An 18,868-nucleotide genomic window follows, 5' to 3' on the forward strand; every position below is an offset into this window, starting at 1 on the left:
AGGAGTCCGTTTTGGTAAGACGTGCAGCGACCCATCGCCTCGAATTTGACGCGGCAACCATTTATGAATACCCGGAGCATTTGCGTGAATGGCTGGAAGGCCTGCCCAATCAGCCCGGCGTTTATACCTTTCATGGCGACAGCGAGACCTTGCCGTTGTACATCGGCAAAAGTGTGAATCTGCGTTCGCGTGTGATGTCCCATTTTCGTACGCCTGACGAAGCAAAGATGTTGCGACAGTCGCGGCGCGTCAGTTGGATCTCTACGGCGGGCGATCTCGGTGCGCTGTTGCTGGAAGCGCAGATGATCAAAACGCAGCAGCCCCTGTTTAATAAACGTCTGCGCAAAAACCGCCAGCTCTGTTCGCTGCGCATTACTCCAGAGGGTAAACCGGACGTCGTCTATGCCCGTGACGTCGATTTTAGTCAGTCACCGAATCTGTTTGGGCTTTACCGCAGTCGTTTTGCCGCGCTGGAACGCCTGAAACAGCTCGCCGATGAATATCAACTCTGCCACGGTTTACTCGGTCTGGAAGCGGTGAGTGCCAGCCGGGGCTGTTTCCGCTCTGCCCTGCGCCGTTGTGCCGGGGCCTGCTGTGGCAAGGAGCCCGTCAGCGATCATCAGGACAGGCTGCTGTCTGCGCTGGAGAGCGTGCGGGTATTCTGCTGGCCGTGGCAGGGTGCCGTGGCGCTGGTGGAGGAAGGCAAACACATGACGCAGATCCACGTTATCGATCACTGGTTTTATCTGGGCTCGGTAAACACGATCGAAGAGGCAAAAGCCCTTAAACGTGGCAAAGGTGGATTCGATCATGACGGCTACAAAATTCTCTGCAGCCCGGTGCTGTCTGGCAACTACCCTGTTATTCCCCTCTAACATAAAAAAAACCGCCGACACTGCCCACATCACGTGGACAAGGCCGGCGGTCTTCAACCGTGTTTACTGATTAACGTACAGCTTATTGCGCGGGTGCAGGTGCAGGCGCCAGTTTGCCGTGCATCGGACGTTTTTCAGTCAGGTGCTTTTCAAAATTGGCGTTGTACTGTTTTTTCTGCTCCGGCGTCAGCACGTTATACAGCTTATTCTGCGTTTCCATCATGGCAACCGCGTTTGCTTTCGCGTTGGCCGTCATTTTGTCTGCCTGGGCTTCAGCCTGGGCTTTATCAAAGCTGTCAGAGGCGATGATGGCATGGGTTGCACGACGCTCATCCAGTGACGGACGCTGCATTTCACCACGGCGCTCTTTCATAATTTCATGCATTTTGGTTTTTTGATCGGCGGTCAGATTCAGACCGCCGAACATCATATCCATACCGTGCCGCATTGGTTTATGCATCGGCTTTTCCGTGCCTGCCGGTGGCGGTGTCAGATTATCTGCCTCAGCATGAACAACCGATGCCGCGCCAAATGCCAGAGTAGAAGCCAGTAACAGAGAAGTTAATTTACGCATCACAGTGTCCTTTTTATTCACTTGTTCAGTTTCGTAACGACAGCACTCTGTCGCGTCTTCGGAAACAAGCATACGACGCTGAACGTCAATTACTGCGAGCGAGAGTAAAAGCGTGAAAGCGCAAAAGCCACAATTCAGGCAATCATGGAGGGATTAAGAAGAAAGAGGAGAGGAATTGAAAAAGAGTATGAATAATCAGGCGATTTCGGATAAATCGTGGAGAATTGTAATGCCTTTAGCAGTAAAGCGGAAGGTGTCTTCCGCCTTTTTGTTTGGATAAGTTCAGAGAGGCAATGCCTGGGTTTGTTCGCTTTCTTCAATCAACATCAGGCCCGCCCGCAGCCCCAGCGCAACACGCGGGTTAGGAAACAATACATACTCCCGCGCCTGCTGCACGAAATAGCGTTTTTCCCCGTCTTCAGCCAGTAAGGCCCCCTGCGGGAAGGCGGTGAAGTTTTTGGTGTCATCACTCATATGAAGCTGAAAGTTCTCGCTGTGGCGGGTGATCTGCTGGCTTACCCGATAGCGGCGCGGAACGGATTGCGCTTCCGGTAAGGTCTCGCCATACAACAATGCTGCCAGCGCCTGGGCAGCCGCGCTAAACTGGGTTAAATCGTTTTCGCCAAAGGGCCGGGCCTGCCCCAACTCCAGCGTACAGCTGGCTGCGCCGAAATGCTCACAGCTGAAATGGGTGAAGGTGCCCGCTGGCGAACGGTGGAAAACCAGCGCCTCCAGTCCGGCTACCGCCAGCCAGTGCAAAAACGCCGCCGGCCATGGCCGATCGTTCCTGGGCATTACGCCAAAACGCGTATGATAAGAACCGCGCAGGGCCGTATGCATGTCGAGGTGCCAGCGGGTTTCATCACACTCGCCCAGTTGCCAGAAATTCTCCAGCGTTTGTTCCAGCCGCAGCACTCGCCGTGCCTCATCCCCGTCATCAATCTGTTGCCAGCGTCCGCCGAACAGTCGGTTAATGTCGTAGGCCACATAGCGTTTTCCTGCGCGCAGCGCCGAGGGATTACCCAATACCACCAGCATGCGCTGCTGAAGCGGCTTCTCGCCCTGAAGTAAGGGCGTGATGAGCTGGTTAAGCATTTCTACAGGGGCAGTCTCATTGCCGTGAACCCCTGCAGAAAGCACCAGCGCCTGTTTAACCGGCGTTTTGGGCTCCATGAGAAGAATACCGTGATACAACCACTGCCAGCGAAGATGCGCCGTCTCACCTTTACGCTTACGCGGTGCTTCACCAGACAGCGTCTGCTGTAAAAAGTCCTGCATCGTTCCTCCTTAAAACCGGAAGCGGGCAGCCCTCATGGCAGCGCCTGCTTCACTGCTGAAATGCATACACATTTCCTAAGTCTAGCAGTCTGGTCAATTCATCAAGGGCAACCCGCCCTTCCTGCAGCAATTGCGGATCGGTTAAATCGTCTTGCGTTAGCCTGTCGCGGTAGTGACGGTCGACCCACTGGTTGAGCATGGTGAACAGGCGATCGTTCATCAGTACCGCAGGATTCACCGCCCGTTGCTCATCTGGCGTTAACGCCACGCGCAGACGCAGGCAGGCCGGTCCACCGCCATTATGCATGCTTTCCCGCAAATCAAATACCTGTAATGACTGCAACGGTCCATCGCGTTCTACCTGCTCGCTCAGGTAGCGCCATACGCCAGGATGCTGGCGGGACTCTTCAGGCAGCACCAGCATCATGCTGCCGTCGGCACGGGTCAGAAGCTGGCTGTTAAACAGGTAGGTGCTCACCGCATCCTGCACGGAAACCCGGGAGGTTGGCACTTCAAGCGCGACAAACCCCGGAACACATTCGTGCAAACGACGCAGCAAAGCGGGCTGATCGACAAACGCCTGCTGATGGCAGAACAGCATTTGCTGATTGCTGACCGCAATGACATCGTTGTGGAAAACGCCCTGATCGATGACCTCCGGATTTTGCTGAGCAAAGATTACCTTGTCGGAGGCAAGCTGATGAAGACGGGCGACGGCTTCGCTGGCCTCGCGGGTTTGCCGGGCAGGATAACGCTGCGGGGCCGAGCCAGACTGGTTATCACGACCGTAAATAAACAGTTGTACGCCAGCATCACCATAATCGCCCCCCAGACGATTATGGTTGGCGGCGCCTTCATCGCCAAACAGCGCGACCTGAGGCAGCGCATCATGCACGGAAAAATGGGCCGGATCGCGAAATATGGCCCGCAACAGCGCCGCCGTTTCCGGGGCTTCAATCGCGCGATGAAATTTATTATTGAGGTTGGCAACGGTAAAATGCACACGACGATCGGCGCTGTCGGCAGAAGGCGAAACCGTGGCGGCATTTGCCACCCACATCGCCGAGGCTGAACTCGCTGCGGACAGCAGCGCCGGTGCGGTTTTCCCTGCTTTTTCCAGCACCTGTGCGTCGCTGCCGCTAAAGCCCAACTGACGCAGCACGGCGATATTAGGCCGCTCATGGGGCGGTATCACGCCCTGAACGAATCCCATATCGGCCAGGGCTTTCATTTTCAACAAGCCCTGCTTTGCCGCCAGGCGCGGGTTCGACGGCTGTCGCTGGTGACGCGTGGAGGCTTCGTTGCCAAATGACAAGCCCGCATAATGGTGAGTCAGTCCGACCAGACCGTCGAAATTCGCTTCAATCGCTTTCATTAACGGGCTCCTTGCGGCGAGAAGTCGAGGCCCGGCGACAAGGCTTCAGGAAGGCTAAGCTCAGGTGATTCCAGCGAGGCCATCGGCCAGGCACAGTAATCCGCCGCATACCACGCGCTGGCACGGTGGTTGCCCGATGCACCAATACCGCCAAAAGGTGCCGTGCTGGCGGCGCCCGTCAGGGGTTTATTCCAGTTCACGATCCCGGCCCGCGCTTCCAGCAGCAGTTGTTCAAACTGTGCACGCGAGGGCGAAATCAAGCCGCATGACAGACCATAGCGCGTCTGGTTGGCCAGACGAATTGCCTGAGGATAATCGTCATAACGGATCACGCCCAGCAGCGGCCCGAACACTTCCTCATCAGGCAAACCGTCCACCGCCGTCAGATCAATAATCCCCGGGGTTAATAATGCCTGTTGGCGATCGGGCCAGCGCATCGTCAGCAGCACCTTGCCGCCCGCCGCGACGCGCTGCTGCCATTCGGCATAAATTTTTTCGGCGGCGGCGCAGGAGATGACGCTGCCCATAAAAGGTTGGGGACTGGCGTTCCAGGCGCCCGGCTGCAGCCTTCCTGCCACCTCGATCAGCCGCTGCAGGAAGGCATCGCCTGCGGCACCGCGCCTGACCAGCAAACGTCGGGCGCAGGTACAGCGCTGACCTGCGGTAATAAACGCCGACTGAATCGCAACATGCACCGCGCCCTCAATATCCGCCGGATCTTCAACGATCAGTGCATTGTTACCGCCCATTTCCAACGCCAGCATTTTTTCCGGCTGCCCGGCAAACTGGCGATGTAACTGATAACCGGTATGCGCGCTGCCGGTAAACAGCAGCCCGTCAATCTCCTGTTCCGCCGCCAGCGCCTGACCGGTTTCACGGCCGCCCTGGACCAGCCCGATGACGCCGGCAGGCACGCCCGCCGCCTGCCACAGCTGCACTGTTTTTTCTGCGGTCGCAGGCGTAAGTTCGCTGGGTTTAAACACGACACAGTTTCCCGCCAGCAAGGCCGGCACGATGTGCCCGTTGGGCAAATGTCCCGGAAAGTTATAGGGGCCAAATACCGCCAGCACGCCATGAGGACGATGACGCAAGGCGCTGTCGCCCTGCTGCTGTTCCCCGGTGCGCTGATGATAGGCCTTCACTGAAATACCAATTTTATTGATCATTGCGGTGACTTCGGTCAGGGCTTCCCAGCGCGGCTTGCCCGTTTCCTGCGCGATACACTCGGCCAGGGCCGTTTTATGTGCCTCAAGCTCTGCCGCAAAGCGTTCGACCAGGGCCTGACGCGCGGCAAACGGCTGTCTCGCCCATGCCGGAAATGCCGCCCGCGCCGCCTGGCAGGCCGCGCTCACCTGCGCCGTTGAGGCCGCTGAACCTTGCCACAGGATTTCACCGCTGACCGGATCCTGTTTGGAAAAATGCACCGACTCGCCATTGAGCCAGTGTCCGTTAATCAGGTGCGTCATGCTTTTTTCTCCTCGCTCCACAGCGTCACGACGCGCAGGCTGTCGCCCGGCTGGCAGTGTAACGCCTGCAGCTGTTCATCATTGAGCTGAACACTTTTCGCCATGGGTTCGACAGGTAAAAGTGCAACACGAAACTGGTGATAATCGCTATTCGCGACTAAACAGAGCGGCGCATCCTGTGGCGCATCCCCCCGTTGAGCCGTCAGTACCCGGCTTTCGCGCACCGCACGAATGTCGTCGATATCGCACTCCAGCGTGGGGCCACCATCGAAGATGTCGATATACTGGCGATAGCGAAAGCCTTCGGCTTCCAGCACCGCACGCGCGGGGGCCGTTTTGGGATGTACCTGACCAATAACGGCCTGAGCTTCTGGCGTCAGATAGTGCAGATAAAGCGGGTGCTTGGGCATCAGTTCGGCGATAAAGGCTTTTTGCCCGGTGCCACTCAGAAAATCGGCTTTGCGAAATTCCATTGAAAAGAAGTGAATGCCCACGCTGTCCCAGAACGGTGAATGCCCCTGCTCATCACTGACGCCGCGCATTTCGGCAACCACCCGCTCCATAAAGTATTCGCGGAAGTTCGCCATAAACAGAAAACGGGATTTCGACAGGAGATAACCGTTTTTGCCATCGCGGTAATCGGCATCCAGGAACAGCGTGCAGAGTTCGCTGCTGCCGGTATGATCGTTACTCAGCGATAAGGTCGGTAAGGCGGCGTAAACGTTCAGCTCTTTCGAGGCGTGCACCTGTGTTCCTACACGAAAGTTATACCAGGGTTCCTGCAGCCCAACCGCAACCTCAATGGCGCAGATCCCCACCGCACGATTATCCTGGCTGTCGGCCAGTACAAACACATAGCCCTGCTCGGCCCGCGGCAAACTGCCCTGCCAGGTTTGCAGCGATCGCTCAATTCGGGCCTGTAAGGTGGCGCTGTCAACCGGCAACGAGGTCAGCCCGCCGCCCGTTTTCGCCGCCAGTTCCATCAGTTGGCTGAGATCGTCCCGTTCGACCGGACGGATCACCATCATGATGCCTTTCCTTGTAGCAGGTGTTCACACGCCTGGGCAAAACGCGCCATGCCGGTCTTCACTTCCTGCTCGCTGATGTTGAGCGCAGGCGCGAAGCGCACCACGTTGGCTCCGGCAATCAGCACCATGACGCCATATTCCGCGGCGATAAGGTTGATCTGTTTCGCCTTGCCCGCAAAGTCGTCGCTGAGCACGGCACCGATCAGTAACCCCAGCCCGCGCACCTCTTTAAACAGGTGCAGACGCTGATTAAGGTCGTTTAGCGCCGCGACAATCCAGTCATGACGTTGCGTGACACCGGCCATCACTTCAGGCTGGTTAATCAGTTCCATGACTTTTCCGGCCACTGCGCCCGCCAGCGGATTGCCGCCATAGGTCGTTCCGTGGGTACCTACGCCCATGACCTGAGCCAGATCCTCGCGCGTCAGCATCGCCCCTATAGGAAACCCGCCGCCCAGCGCTTTAGCACTGGTTAGCACGTCCGGCGTCACGCCATAGTGCATATAAGCGTAAAGCGCGCCGGTCCGGCCCACGCCGCTCTGCACTTCGTCGAAAATTAACAGCGCGTCATGTTTATCGCACAGTTCACGCAGCCCACGCAGGAAGGCGGGTTCGGCGGGCACGACGCCGCCTTCCCCCTGAATGGGCTCGACAATCACGGCGCAGGTGCTGTCGTTGATCAGGTCTGCCGCAGAGGCAAGGTCATTAAAGGCGGCGTGCTGAATGTCCGCAGGGAGCGGCGCAAAATCCCGTGAATAGGCGGGCTGGCCACCCGCTGAGACCGTAAACAGCGTACGGCCATGAAAGGCATTTTTAAACGCCACGATGCCGCTTTTATGCTGCCCGACTCTGTCATGTGCCACTTTACGGGCCAGCTTAAGCGCCGCCTCGTTAGCCTCGGCACCGGAGTTACAAAAGAAAACCCGATCGGCAAAGGTGGCATCAATCAACTGCTTCGCCAGGCGTAAAACGGGTTCATTGGTGTAGCCGTTGCCCGTGTGCCAGAGGCGTGAGGCTTGATCCTGAAGTGCCTGCTGGAGAGCGGGATGCGCATGCCCGAGCGCATTAACGGCAATACCCCCGGCAAAATCGATATAGTCTTTTCCCTGCTGATCCCAGAGGGTTGAACCTTCAGCACGGACGGGTACAAAGCTGGCGGGTGCATAAACGGGCATCATCCATTGATCAAAATCCTGACGCGAAACCTGCAGTGACATAGCCCTTCTCCTGTTCCCCAGCGGGTAACGTATTTGTATGTTAATTGTTAAAAATATAATAAATCTCGCCCTACTCTAGTTTGCAGATAGCGTGCCAGCCAAGGACTAAAATGCATAAAACAAGCTGGGTTTAGTAATATCAACAGGTTACGAAAGGTCACCATTCACTTATTTTGCATAAATAGTGAATAGTTATCTGACAAAGGCGGGATGGCAGAGCTTTTTAAAGCAGAATTATGCATTCGCGGGATGAAATATCGCTTTTGTGATCGCTGATAAACTATCTGCTCAAAATAGTGCAGCAACCGCCTTAAATCAGGGCAGTTGCACGGCTGTCGTGCAGAGGAGGATAAGTATTAGAGATAACGTTAATGCGACAGACATGATTTTTATCGGCGTAATTTAAAAAAGTGATAAAAAAATACTCACCCTCTCAATTTAAATATATTTATATGAAACTGGTAATATTGTTTCGCAGGTTATCATCAGAGCGTTAATAAATTACCGATCGCCGATTTAATTATCACTAAGCAACCTAATGGTTAACCATCAAACCTGTTTTGTTCATTTATTGCACGAGGTGTGTTGATTATTTAGACAGAAAGGCTAGCAATATCATTTTTTTGCCATATTGCATTTCCCCTTTCTATAAAAATCACTAATCATCTGTTTTATATGCTTTTCTTGCATTTACATTGCTGGCAGGGTCATAAGAAAAAGCACTGACAGGTAGCACCATCGCCGCCAGACTGGCTTGATTGGGATTTAGTTCCTTAAAATACACAATTAGTTACACTTATTGCGCTAGGCTGAATTAACAATTTGTGTCATTTTCTTTTCACCCCAACAGAGGGGAAATAATAATATAACCACAGGGTAAATAATAAATGATGAAGCGCACATTAGTGGCGGCATTAATGCCGTTACTGATCGGTCTGTCTACTGCTCAGGCCGCACAGATTTATAATAAAGACGGGAATAAGCTGGATATTCAAGGCAAGGTTAACGTATTGCGTTATTTTTCCGACGATAATAGCAACAACGGTGACGCCAGTTATGCACGTTTAGGTTTTAAAGGTGAAACCGCGATTACCGATCAACTCACTGGTTACGGTTTCTGGCAGTACCAGTACAGCCTGAAAAACTCTGAAGGTAGTGATGCTAACAACGGTAACAAAACCCGTCTGGGCTACGCCGGTCTGAAATTCGGCCAACTGGGTTCTGTGGACTACGGCCGTAACTACGGCCTGGTTTATGACGCACTGGGTTATACCGATATGCTGCCTGTGTTTGGCGGTGATTCAGCGAACTCTGATGCGTTTTTAAGCCTGCGTTCGGGCGGCCTGCTGACCTGGCGTAATAAAGACTTCTTTGGTCTGGTTAAAGGCTGGAACGTTGCGGCGCAGTATGAAGGCAAAAACGATCGCACCAGCACCACTGATACAGGCCTGGAAGTGCGTCGCTCTAACGGCGATGGCTTTGCCCTGTCTACGTCCTATGACTTTGATTTTGGCCTGAGCTTTGTGGGCTCCTATGCCAGCCTGAATCGTATTGCGGCGCAAAACACTGCAGCCTTCGGTCGGGGTGATAAAGCACAACTGTGGGCAACAGCAGCCAAATATGACGCCAATCAGATCTATCTGGCAGCCATGTACGGTGAAACCCTCAACGCGACTCCAATTAACGGTGGTTTTGCGAATAAAACGCAAAACATGGAAGTTGTGGCACAGTACCAGTTCCTGAACGGCTTCCGACCCTCTATTGGCTACGTCGCCTCGAAAGCGAAAGATCTTGAAGGAATTGGCGAGGCTGATCTGTACAAGTATACGGCAGTTGGTGCGACCTATTACTTTAATAAAAATATGTCAGTGTATGCTGAGTACAAAATTAACCTGCTGAAGAAAAACAACCCGCTGGGTCTGGCAACAGACGACATTACGGGCGTAGGTATGACCTACCAGTTCTAATCGTTTACCCTCATTGCAAAACGGCCCGGCCTGTGTCTGACGGGCCGTTTTTTCATCCGCCAGCCTAAGCCCGATCTTCCCACTCACACTTCAACCCCCTTTAACAGCGCCAACGCTGGGAGTGAGGAATCACGTCGACGTTCAACAGCCTGCGGGTTCAATAATCACCCGCGCTGTCAGTTCGCGGATAAGATTTTCGATGATCTCAGCGCGTGCACTTCCGTCTGAAGATATCGCCACAATCCCGAACGGGATCGGTAAAAGACACAAAATGTCGCCTCGAGTCTGACCCGAGAAGGTGAATACGTCTGTGCATCCAGGCTGGCAGCAAGAAGAAGCAAGGCCACCCATTAACCGCCATTTTTAAAAGATCGCAGGCACTTACCCGCACGACAACATACTCTCTCTCGCTCTGTAACCTTGCTTATTCGCTAAAACTCAGGCTGTTACTGGACGAGGGCATCTGGACAGCACCCTCAACCGCGGGCTCATCCATCGACAATGGCGCTTGCACTTTCAGGGTGATCCAGTTTGAAGTGACGCGCTGCTGTTTACTGTCTTCCACCGTGACCGACAGACGGTACTCATTGCTGGCGCCCGGCGTGCTGTCCCAGGGGGGAACGATCACGCTCCAGCCATCAATGGCATTATTGTTCGGCGGTGATGTCAGGCTCAGTGCCTGAGTATCGCCCTGCCAGCTCAGCGCCTTAATGCTATGACTGGCGCGCAGTTGCAGCTTGAGCGGTACGCTCTCACCGGGATTAAGCTGCCACGGCGGCGTCGCCAGGAATACAGACAGCGTTTTACGCTGCCTGTAGGCCATCACCGGGTTTTGGCTGCGCGTCACCGTGTCGTAGCGGCTGCCCCGTAGGGAGCGCGCTTCCGCGACGTTATTGGCATCCAGCTGCTTGCTCAGCGCGACCCCAAAGCGGTAATTGAGTTTGAGGCCAAGCTGATCCTGGCTCTCTCCGGCACTGCTGGTTTTGTGGCTGGCCGAAATGGTCACCAGCGGCACGGGCGTATAAGACAACCCCAGCGAGAGCGCCGCCGGGTTATGGTAACGGTTGCCGCTGTTAAACAGGTCAACCTTTTCCCCCAGATATTGCTGATAGCTGAATGATACGCCCAGCTGACGATAGAACGGCAAATAGCTTTGGGTGGTGATGTCGTAACCTTCGGCCATGCGGGACTGCTGGCTGTCACCGCGATTACGCCATCCGGACAAGGGATGATAGTAGTTAGCAGAAAAGCGCAGATTGTTGCTCCAGGCCTCAGTGCCCACCGAGGCGCGCTGAAGTCCAGTGCGAAAGCTACGATCGATAAAACTGTTGTAACCCAACAGCCAGTTGCCTGCGTCCCAGCGCTGACCCAGCCCGGCATTACCTACAACGCCTTCAACAGAGTCGTGCAGCCCAAGCTGACTGAACGTAAGGTAGCGATTCTCATCAGCCAGCGGGCTGAACAGATTGCCGCCGGTGCCGTCAAAGTTGCCGGCCATGTCCACGTTTAAGTTGAACTCGGCGTTGCCATAAGGCGAGAGTAAAGACTGCCCTTCACTCTCAACCCGCGTCGCCACTTCGTCGCGCAGTCGGTCAAAAGCCCACTGCCCGGCCTGCTCGCCCAGGGTCAGATCACTGCTGCTTTCATTGGCTTCCGCAATACTTTTGGCCGCCTTCGCCAGCTTTTTGCTCCAGTCATGGTTATCTTCGACGTTGCCAAGAGAAGGAAGATCGTCCAGTGACTGGCGAAAACGCGTGGGATCGCTAAAAGGGGTTTCCGACACCTGATGATCCGTTTGCAGCGCACCGGCGGGCAGCGCCAGAAGCGCTGTAAGAGCAGCGAGAGAGAAAGTCACAGGTCTAAACATCAAATCATTACGTCCGGGCATAAAAATCATCAGGTGGTTTCTCAATGAGAATGATAAAACCAGCGCTAATTATTTTAGCATAATGTGACCCAGATTCATGACTTAACTCGATATTTGTGCATCTGCGAGCCACCTGGCCGCATGTCGCGGCCAGACAACCCGCTTGTTTCAGGAAAAAATTAGCCCGCCATCAACATTAACGGTTTGTCCGGTAATGTAGCGCGCATCATCCGATGCCAGAAAGGCGACCAGCCCGGCAACGTCCTGTGGCTGCCCGGCCCGTTTAAGGGGAATGTTCTCTACCCATTCCGCCATCAGCTCGCCTTTACCATAGGTTTTTTGTTGCGTGCTCAGAATTTCGCCCCAGACGCGATCGTTGTAATCCCACATTTCGCTTTCGATGATGCCAGGGCAAAACGCATTAACCGTGATATTCCAGCGGGCCAGCTCCAGCGCCAGACTTTGCGTAATGCCAATGACGCCCATTTTGCTGGCAGCATAGTGTGGCGTGTAGATAAATCCTTTACGCCCCTGCCCTGAAGACGTGTTAATCAGGCTGCCGCCGTTTTGCTGCACCATGTATTTAGCGGCTTCACGACAGCACAGCCAGACGCCCGTGGTGTTCACCGCCAGCACCCGTTCGAAATCGCTTTTGGGCATATTCCCGAAGGTATCAATCGTGATAATGCCCGCGTTCTGAACCGAAACGTCAATGCGGCCAAAGCGCTCAAATGCCTGCTGATACACCTGCTGCACATCGTTCTCATCGGTTACATCCGCCTGCAGGGCCAGAATCGCGTTGGCGATGGGCCGCAGGCTGTCCGCCGTGGCAAAAACACGTTCAGAATTGGATACCATCACCAGGTTTGCGCCGTCCTGGGCAAACCTGGCGGCAATGCCTGCGCCAATACCGCGACAGGCGCCGGTGATGACGACCGTTTTCCCACTAAAATCCCGGTTCATTGTGTTCTCCTGTTATCCATGACGAATGTCAGCATGGGGCACCGCCGGCGGCTGCTTATCATGGCGGCGCAGTAGTATCACTTTGCTTTGTAAACGCTGCTGGAACTGGTCAATCACCACGGCGGTGACAATCACCACGCCCTTGATCACCATCTGCCAGAAATCACTGACGCCCATCATCACCATGCCATCGGCCAGAAAAACAATCACGAAGGCACCGATAATGGAACCGGACACGCGGCCACGGCCGCCTGCCAACGCCGTGCCACCCAGCACCGTGGCACCGATGGCATCCATCTCAAACATGTTGCCTGTCATGGGGTGCGCGGTCTGCAGCTGAGAAGCCACCACCAGCCCAACTAATCCGGCACACAGCCCGGAAAAAGCGTAAACAAACACTTTGACTTTGATGATGGGCACCCCCGCCAGCCGCGCGGCCGACTCATTGCCGCCGGTGGCATAGATATAGCGCCCAAGCGGCGTTTTCCGTGTCAGGTACAGGCCAAGGAGTAAAAAGCCGATCATCAGCCAGATGGGAATAAAAACCCCCAGTACGGTGCCGGAACCCAGCAGTGCGAAACCGGTATTGCCCAGCGCGGGCATGCCAACCAGATTGGCGTAGGTGGCGCCATCGTTAAACAGCAGCGCTGCGCCACGGGCCACATACATCATGCCCAGCGTACAGATAAAAGGGGCAACGCCGAGGCGAGTAATTATCGTGCCGTTGACGATGCCCACCAGCGTGCCAAACAGCGCGACCGTGAGGATCACCTCCGGCACATTAAGAAACAGTCGCGCGCCATTCCACAGCGGCACGCCCGACGTCAGTAACGCGCCCGCCACCATGCCGCAGATCCCGGCGACGGCACCGACAGACAGATCGATACCTCCGGTCAGGATCACCAGGGTCATGCCGATAGCCAGCAGCCCGGTAATCGCCACGTGCTGGGTCATAATCAGCATGTTCGACGGCGTCAGGAAATTAGGCACCATCACGCTAAAAAAGCCGACCACGATCAGCAGCGCAATAAAGGTACGCGCCTTGAGTAAGTACATGTACAGCAGATATTTTTGATTCATCTTATTCTCCGGCAACCTCAGGCTTGCGGGGTGGATGCACTAATCAGTTTTTCGCGCGTGGCAGCGGCACGGGGCAAATCGGCAGTAATACGGCCATCGGCCATGACCAGAATCCGATCGGCGAGCGCCATGACCTCATCCAGTTCGGACGACGAAAACATCACCGCCAGCCCCTGCTGCGCCAGTTTGCCAATCAGGTGATACACATCGGTTTTGGCCCCGACATCAATGCCGCGGGTGGGCTCATCCAGCAACACCACCGCAGGTCCGGTCATCAGCGCTTTTCCCAGCACCACCTTCTGCTGATTGCCGCCGCTTAACGCGCTGATAGGCAACTCGCTGTCGCTGACTTTAATCACCAGGTGCTGAATCATTTCATTGACACGCTGCCGTTCTTTGTCAGGGTGCACGATGCCCAGCGCCCGGCGAAAGCCGCGCAGGCTGAGATTCGACAAGGTCATATTGGCGCTAATCGACATCAGCTCGATCACGCCTTCACCTTTACGATCCTCCGGCACCAGCGTGATGCCGCGCTTCAGTCGCTGCTGGAAACTGCAGTTGTCCAGCCGCTGTCCACCTAACTGAATCTCCCCACGCTGACAAGGCAGTAACCCGGTTAATCCCTTAAACAGCTCTGTTCGTCCGGCGCCCAGCAGGCCATAAATACCAATCACTTCGCCTTTGCGCAGGCTGAAACTCACCGCATTGAGCCGGTAGCCACCGTTCTGATGCAGTGCGGTGAGCCCCGCCACCTGCAGCACCGTCTCCCCCTGCGGCGCGGGTTGATAGTCGAAGTGCTTTTTCTTGTCGCCAACCATTTGTTCAATGATCCAGGGCACGCTGACGTCGCGCACCTCACGCGCGGCGATGAAACGCCCGTCCCGGAAAACCGTAATGTGGTCGCCGATCTCCATTAGCTCTTCCAGCCGATGGGAGATATAGATAATGGTGACGCCGCGTCGCTTGAGCTGTTCAATGACGTTGAACAGCACTTTAACTTCCGACTGACTCAGGGCGCTGGTCGGTTCATCCATAATCAGCACGCGCGTATCCTTCGACAGCGCGCGGGCGATCTCGACCAGCTGTTGATGACCAATGCCCAGCGCATCCAGCGCAGCATAAGGATCGACGTCCAGTTCCAGCCGTTCCAGCAGTGCTTTGGCCAGCTGATACTGATACTTTTCGTTGATGACGCCGCGCTGGAAGAACTCATTGGCGATAAAGATGTTGTCCATCACGTTCATATTCGGGAACAGGTTCAGCTCCTGAAAGATAATGCTGATGCCCAATTTTTCGGCCTGTTGGGTGGAGTGAAGCGTCACAGGTTTGCCATCCAGCAGAATCACGCCTGACGATGGGGTTTCCACCCCGGCCAGCATCTTCATCATGGTGGATTTGCCGGCACCGTTTTCCCCGATGAGCACATTGACCTTGTTGCGATAAACCCGGTAGTTAACCTGATCCAGGGCGGTCACGCCGGGATAAACCCGCGACAGGCCGCGCGTCTCAATAATGACGTCGTCTTGCTGTTCAGTAACATGCATGATCACCTCCTCACTGACGCGTGATCTGGGCGGGCGTAATATCGGGTAGCGCGTGGGAAATGTCCCAGCTGCTAAAAACGCCGACCACGTCAACCCGGTCGCCCGGTTTTACGGCGGCGTTATGTATCATGGTGACCGCCTGCTGATTGATGGCTTTACCAAAGTCGCTAAACATCACCTGATCGTTAAAATCCTGATAGCTGGCCCCTTTGTAAGCATCCCGCAGCGCCGTCCCACGAATGATGGGCCCGATCTGAATAGTGACAGTGTCACCTGATGCCGCTTTAACTTTCATTTTGCCGTTGCGTGAGGTGGTATCCAGCGCCGTGACTTCCCCACTCACGCTGACGCTGAATATGCAGGGATTCTCGCTCTGCGCCCGGTAGCCCAGGGCGCGACAGGCGCTGTCCAGATCCTTCTCTGACTGCAGGCGCTGAGTGAGCTCGCCCAACGGCTTTGCCTGCGCCACGATCTGTGGCACCAGCTTCTGCTGCCAGAGTTGCCCGATATTGGCCATGTGAGGATTCGGGGGATTCTTGAGGTCGGCCAGTTCCTGCTGCGACACAATACGACAGCTACCCAGTGCTATCACGATCGGTATCAGCCAGAGTCGGTTGTACATGACATTCTCCCTGGCGCCCGTCAGTACGGGCGCGACAACAATGGATTACGACTTGTAGTTAAAGTCCTGTACGTTTTTTGCATTGTCCGGTGTGATCAAAATGCCGCGAAACATCACGCGCTGCTTCTCAGGCTTCACGCCTTTCTGAATGTAATTATCAAGATCGGTTACGCCCTGAGCGGCAATGGCCTGCGCCTGGAGCATCACGGTGGCTTTTAACGTTCCGGCCTGCACCGCATCGCGTTCATCGTTACTGCCATCAATGCCGACGACCACGACATCATTGCGTCCGGCTGCTTTCAGGGCGGCAATGGCGCCTAACGCCACCGGGCCGTTACCACAGATAACGCCTTTTACATCCGGGTGAGCCTGCAGAATACTGTCCATGATGCGCTTGCCGTCGATCAACGTGCCTTTGGCATCCTGACGCGCGACGCTTTGCATATCCGGATACTGTTCCAGCACCTGATGGAAGGATTTCGAACGGGTGACGCAGTTATTGTCGGCGAGGTTGCAGGTCAGCTCGGCGTATTTCCCTTTCTCTCCCATTTTCTCAACAAACACGTTGGCCACATCAGAGCCCGCCTGGAAGTTATTGTGGGTAATCTGTTCCAGCGCCACGTCATCTACCGGAATTTCACGGTTGATCAGCACCACCGGAATACCGGCCTGTTTGGCTTTTTGGATGGCCGCCACGCTGGCCGTGGAATCCGCGTTGTCCAGGATAATGCCCTGCACTTTTTTGCCGATAGCCGCATCAATCAACTCGTTCTGCTTCTTAACGTCTTCACCGTGAGAGAGCACCGAGGTTTTGTAGCCCAGCGCCTGAGCTTTCACGTTGGCGCCCTTGGCCTCCGAGGCGTAATAAGGGTTATCCAGTGAGTTAACCAAAATCATAATGGTGCCTTTCTCAACCGCCAGCGCGGTGTGAGAAAACAAACAGGCCGCAAGCGTGGTGCAGAGCAACGTCGTTTTTTTCATGGTGTGTCTCGCTATTAGGGTGTTGGCAGAGGAAAACGAAGCCTGGCGGTGGCCTTACCAGATGGTAAAGCCACCGTCGATCATCAGGTCGGCCCCGGTAATCATGTCGCTGCCGTTGCTGGCAAAAAACAGCACGGCGGCGGCGATCTCGTCGGTGTAGGCAAAGCGGCCTAACGGGATCAGTTTTTTCATTTCGGTGCCCTTCTCACCGCGCCAGGCTTTTTCCCCCATCGGGGTCAGCACCACAGTGGGCGACAGGGTATTCACGTTAATGCGGTGCGGAGCAAACTCTTTCGCCATCACTTTGGTCATGCCCAGTAACCCGGCTTTGGCGGAGGTATAAGCGACGTGGTTGTCGATAGCGATGGACGCCGCCTGAGAGGCGATATTGATGATCTTGCCGCCGTTGCCCGCCTTGACCATCTGCTTGCCCGCAGCCTGTGAGCACAGAAAAGGCCCGGTCAGGTTCACGGCGATCTGCTTTTGCCACTCGGCAAAATCGGTTTCCAGCACGGGCTGAAGCATCACGTAGCCGGCACAGTTCACCAGAATGTCGATATGACCGTAGTGATCAACAATGGCGTCGAACGCCTGCTCAACGTCGGCAGGATCGGTTACATCGCAGCAAATAAACTGCACCTGTCCGGCCAGGGCTGCGCGCGCACTGTCGACCTTATCCGCTTCAAAGGGCGGATAAAGCAGCGCCAGGCTCGCCCCTTTCTCCAGCAGCATCTGATTACTGGCCATGGCGATGCCGCCCAGCCCGCCCGTCACCACGGCCACTTTGCCGCTCAGATTCATTGTGGTGTCTACGCCATAGCGCAGGTTAACGTCATATTCACCGCTCATCCGACTGTCCTCTCTGGTATTTTATTTGCCGCATTCATTTTCGAACAAAAATATAAGCTATCGAATTGATGGTTAATGTGGCTAAGATCAAATTTCACAACACTGCGTGCCTGGCGGCGTGATTCGGTTCAAAGCGCGTGATCCCGGTTGCAAAACGCCTGAGTAATATGGATTGTGTTGCTGTCGCGAAGGTGAAAGGGATAAAGCATGGCGCATATTGACTTTCGAACGAAAATAAACATCTTTTCATGCTGACTCGCAAAGGCGAAATCTGCGGGTTAAACTCTGCGACAACGCGTTATCGCTATAAGCCCGATGCGATTAAAAGAGGGAGCGTTTCGATTGAAAAGCAAGACTGAGCAGCTAGCTGAAATGCAGCAGCGTCGTGACAAGATCCTGGAGATGATTCGGGAGGACGGGACGGTGACGGTGAAAGCGCTGACGAAAACGTTCGGGCTGACCGAGGCCACGCTGCGAACCGACCTGCGGATGTTGCAAAAACAGGGTTTCGTGCAGCGCTACCACGGCGGCGCGACCCTGATGACCGGCAAACAGAATACCGGCCTGCTGCAGCTGGAACGTCAGACCCACATGGAAGAAAAAGACGCGATTGGGCGCCTGGCTGCCCAGCATATCGAAAACGGTGATACGGTGATTTTCGATTCTGGCACCACCACCACGGCTATCGCGGATGCCATCAGCCACATCCGGCGTTTATCGGTAGTGACCACCGCCGTGAATATCGCCCTGAAGTTGGGCGGCGAGCCCGGGATCAATGTGCTGCTGACGGGCGGGACCTTTAAATTTCCGACGCTTTCAACGTCCGGAGACAAGGCCGCCAGCTTCTTTGAAAACGTGCTGTCAGAAAAACTGTTTCTCGCCACCGCCTGTATCTCGCCACGGCTCGGCCTGAGCTTTCCCAGCGAAACCGACATCAAAGTAAAAATGGCGATGATCAAATCCGCCAGCACCGTCTACGTCGTGGCCGACTCCAGCAAGATTGATAAGGTCTCGATGTTTGCGCTGCCCTGCGACTGGAGCCACATCCACTACCTGATTACCGACAGCGGGATCAGCCAGGCGCATATCTCCGCGTTTGAGGCATTGGGCGTTAAGGTGCTGGTTGCGCCCTTACCCGCTCGCCGCGCCCCCTGATGTTAACGCGTGGCCTTGGCAACCTGA

Annotated in this window: 16 protein-coding genes; 3 read left to right on the forward strand and 13 right to left on the reverse strand. The window is 55.2% G+C overall.

Annotated elements, in window-relative coordinates; all coding sequences use genetic code 11:
- Positions 1-11 precede the first annotated feature (11 nt).
- Complete coding sequence (gene cho / locus PAGR_RS12400; protein ID WP_014605975.1) at positions 12-875, forward strand: excinuclease Cho; 864 nt, start codon at positions 12-14, stop codon at positions 873-875.
- An 82-nt stretch (positions 876-957) separates the two neighbouring features.
- Here the strand turns inward: cho and spy are convergent, their stop codons facing one another.
- The 6 genes from spy to PAGR_RS12430 all read right to left on the reverse strand — a co-directional run bounded on the left by spy (position 958) and on the right by PAGR_RS12430 (position 7,813).
- Positions 958-1,449: an ATP-independent periplasmic protein-refolding chaperone Spy gene (gene spy / locus PAGR_RS12405; RefSeq protein ID WP_014605976.1), complete on the reverse strand. Its 492-nt coding sequence runs from the start codon at positions 1,447-1,449 to the stop codon at positions 958-960.
- Positions 1,450-1,731: 282 nt separating this feature from the next.
- Complete coding sequence (gene astE / locus PAGR_RS12410) at positions 1,732-2,727, reverse strand: succinylglutamate desuccinylase (RefSeq protein ID WP_014605977.1); 996 nt, start codon at positions 2,725-2,727, stop codon at positions 1,732-1,734.
- A gap of 49 nt (positions 2,728-2,776) precedes the next feature.
- The gene (gene astB, locus PAGR_RS12415; protein ID WP_014605978.1) at positions 2,777-4,102 is read right to left on the reverse strand and encodes an N-succinylarginine dihydrolase; all 1,326 of its coding nucleotides are present in this window, start codon (positions 4,100-4,102) and stop codon (positions 2,777-2,779) included.
- Complete coding sequence (gene astD / locus PAGR_RS12420; protein WP_014605979.1) at positions 4,102-5,568, reverse strand: succinylglutamate-semialdehyde dehydrogenase; 1,467 nt, start codon at positions 5,566-5,568, stop codon at positions 4,102-4,104. The genes astB and astD overlap by 1 nt, the downstream gene beginning before the upstream one ends.
- Positions 5,565-6,596, reverse strand: coding sequence for an arginine N-succinyltransferase (gene astA, locus PAGR_RS12425; protein ID WP_014593580.1), 1,032 nt, complete (start codon positions 6,594-6,596; stop codon positions 5,565-5,567). Before astA ends, astD begins: the two co-directional genes overlap by 4 nt.
- Complete coding sequence (locus PAGR_RS12430) at positions 6,593-7,813, reverse strand: aspartate aminotransferase family protein (RefSeq protein WP_014605980.1); 1,221 nt, start codon at positions 7,811-7,813, stop codon at positions 6,593-6,595. The genes astA and PAGR_RS12430 overlap by 4 nt, the downstream gene beginning before the upstream one ends.
- Positions 7,814-8,700: 887 nt before the next feature.
- Between PAGR_RS12430 and PAGR_RS12435 the strand changes: the two genes are divergently transcribed.
- Positions 8,701-9,780 carry a porin OmpC gene (locus PAGR_RS12435; protein ID WP_014593579.1) on the forward strand — a complete coding sequence of 360 codons (1,080 nt, stop codon included), beginning with the start codon at positions 8,701-8,703 and terminating at the stop codon, positions 9,778-9,780.
- Positions 9,781-10,204: 424 nt separating this feature from the next.
- Here the strand turns inward: PAGR_RS12435 and PAGR_RS12440 are convergent, their stop codons facing one another.
- The 7 genes from PAGR_RS12440 to PAGR_RS12470 all read right to left on the reverse strand — a co-directional run bounded on the left by PAGR_RS12440 (position 10,205) and on the right by PAGR_RS12470 (position 17,686).
- Entirely contained in the window at positions 10,205-11,677 is a 1,473-nt protein-coding gene (locus tag PAGR_RS12440; protein WP_014605981.1) for a YchO/YchP family invasin, read from the reverse strand.
- A gap of 138 nt (positions 11,678-11,815) precedes the next feature.
- Positions 11,816-12,610 carry a glucose 1-dehydrogenase gene (locus tag PAGR_RS12445; protein WP_013025553.1) on the reverse strand — a complete coding sequence of 265 codons (795 nt, stop codon included), beginning with the start codon at positions 12,608-12,610 and terminating at the stop codon, positions 11,816-11,818.
- Positions 12,611-12,622: 12 nt separating this feature from the next.
- Positions 12,623-13,690, reverse strand: coding sequence for an ABC transporter permease (locus PAGR_RS12450; RefSeq protein ID WP_014593577.1), 1,068 nt, complete (start codon positions 13,688-13,690; stop codon positions 12,623-12,625).
- A 17-nt stretch (positions 13,691-13,707) separates the two neighbouring features.
- Positions 13,708-15,234: a sugar ABC transporter ATP-binding protein gene (locus PAGR_RS12455; protein ID WP_014605982.1), complete on the reverse strand. Its 1,527-nt coding sequence runs from the start codon at positions 15,232-15,234 to the stop codon at positions 13,708-13,710.
- A gap of 10 nt (positions 15,235-15,244) precedes the next feature.
- The gene (locus PAGR_RS12460; protein WP_014605983.1) at positions 15,245-15,856 is read right to left on the reverse strand and encodes a DUF2291 family protein; all 612 of its coding nucleotides are present in this window, start codon (positions 15,854-15,856) and stop codon (positions 15,245-15,247) included.
- Between the two features lie 45 nt (positions 15,857-15,901).
- Positions 15,902-16,837 (reverse strand): D-ribose ABC transporter substrate-binding protein, encoded by a 936-nt coding sequence (locus PAGR_RS12465; RefSeq protein WP_014593574.1) that lies wholly within the window; start codon positions 16,835-16,837, stop codon positions 15,902-15,904.
- Between the two features lie 54 nt (positions 16,838-16,891).
- On the reverse strand, positions 16,892-17,686 hold the full coding sequence (locus tag PAGR_RS12470; RefSeq protein ID WP_013025548.1) for a GolD/DthD family dehydrogenase: 795 nt from the start codon (positions 17,684-17,686) through the stop codon (positions 16,892-16,894).
- 342 nt (positions 17,687-18,028) lie between these two features.
- Between PAGR_RS12470 and PAGR_RS12475 the strand changes: the two genes are divergently transcribed.
- The gene (locus PAGR_RS12475; RefSeq protein WP_013025547.1) at positions 18,029-18,841 is read left to right on the forward strand and encodes a DeoR/GlpR family DNA-binding transcription regulator; all 813 of its coding nucleotides are present in this window, start codon (positions 18,029-18,031) and stop codon (positions 18,839-18,841) included.
- The last annotated feature ends 27 nt before the right edge of the window (positions 18,842-18,868 follow it).

Origin of the sequence: Pantoea ananatis PA13, from assembly GCF_000233595.1 — a bacterium.
Classification (GTDB): domain Bacteria; phylum Pseudomonadota; class Gammaproteobacteria; order Enterobacterales; family Enterobacteriaceae; genus Pantoea; species Pantoea ananatis.

What these genes read in the sequence shown, in the direction of transcription:
- spy (WP_014605976.1), bottom strand. Translation starts at nt 1,449, where the DNA reads ATGCGTAAATTAACTTCTCTGTTACTGGCTTCTACTCTGGCATTTGGC.
- astE (WP_014605977.1), bottom strand. Translation starts at nt 2,727, where the DNA reads ATGCAGGACTTTTTACAGCAGACGCTGTCTGGTGAAGCACCGCGTAAG.
- astB (WP_014605978.1), bottom strand. Translation starts at nt 4,102, where the DNA reads ATGAAAGCGATTGAAGCGAATTTCGACGGTCTGGTCGGACTGACTCAC.
- astD (WP_014605979.1), bottom strand. Translation starts at nt 5,568, where the DNA reads ATGACGCACCTGATTAACGGACACTGGCTCAATGGCGAGTCGGTGCAT.
- astA (WP_014593580.1), bottom strand. Translation starts at nt 6,596, where the DNA reads ATGATGGTGATCCGTCCGGTCGAACGGGACGATCTCAGCCAACTGATG.
- PAGR_RS12430 (WP_014605980.1), bottom strand. Translation starts at nt 7,813, where the DNA reads ATGTCACTGCAGGTTTCGCGTCAGGATTTTGATCAATGGATGATGCCC.
- PAGR_RS12435 (WP_014593579.1), top strand. Translation starts at nt 8,701, where the DNA reads ATGATGAAGCGCACATTAGTGGCGGCATTAATGCCGTTACTGATCGGT.
- PAGR_RS12440 (WP_014605981.1), bottom strand. Translation starts at nt 11,677, where the DNA reads ATGATTTTTATGCCCGGACGTAATGATTTGATGTTTAGACCTGTGACT.
- PAGR_RS12445 (WP_013025553.1), bottom strand. Translation starts at nt 12,610, where the DNA reads ATGAACCGGGATTTTAGTGGGAAAACGGTCGTCATCACCGGCGCCTGT.
- PAGR_RS12450 (WP_014593577.1), bottom strand. Translation starts at nt 13,690, where the DNA reads ATGAATCAAAAATATCTGCTGTACATGTACTTACTCAAGGCGCGTACC.
- PAGR_RS12455 (WP_014605982.1), bottom strand. Translation starts at nt 15,234, where the DNA reads ATGCATGTTACTGAACAGCAAGACGACGTCATTATTGAGACGCGCGGC.
- PAGR_RS12460 (WP_014605983.1), bottom strand. Translation starts at nt 15,856, where the DNA reads ATGTACAACCGACTCTGGCTGATACCGATCGTGATAGCACTGGGTAGC.
- PAGR_RS12465 (WP_014593574.1), bottom strand. Translation starts at nt 16,837, where the DNA reads ATGAAAAAAACGACGTTGCTCTGCACCACGCTTGCGGCCTGTTTGTTT.
- PAGR_RS12470 (WP_013025548.1), bottom strand. Translation starts at nt 17,686, where the DNA reads ATGAGCGGTGAATATGACGTTAACCTGCGCTATGGCGTAGACACCACA.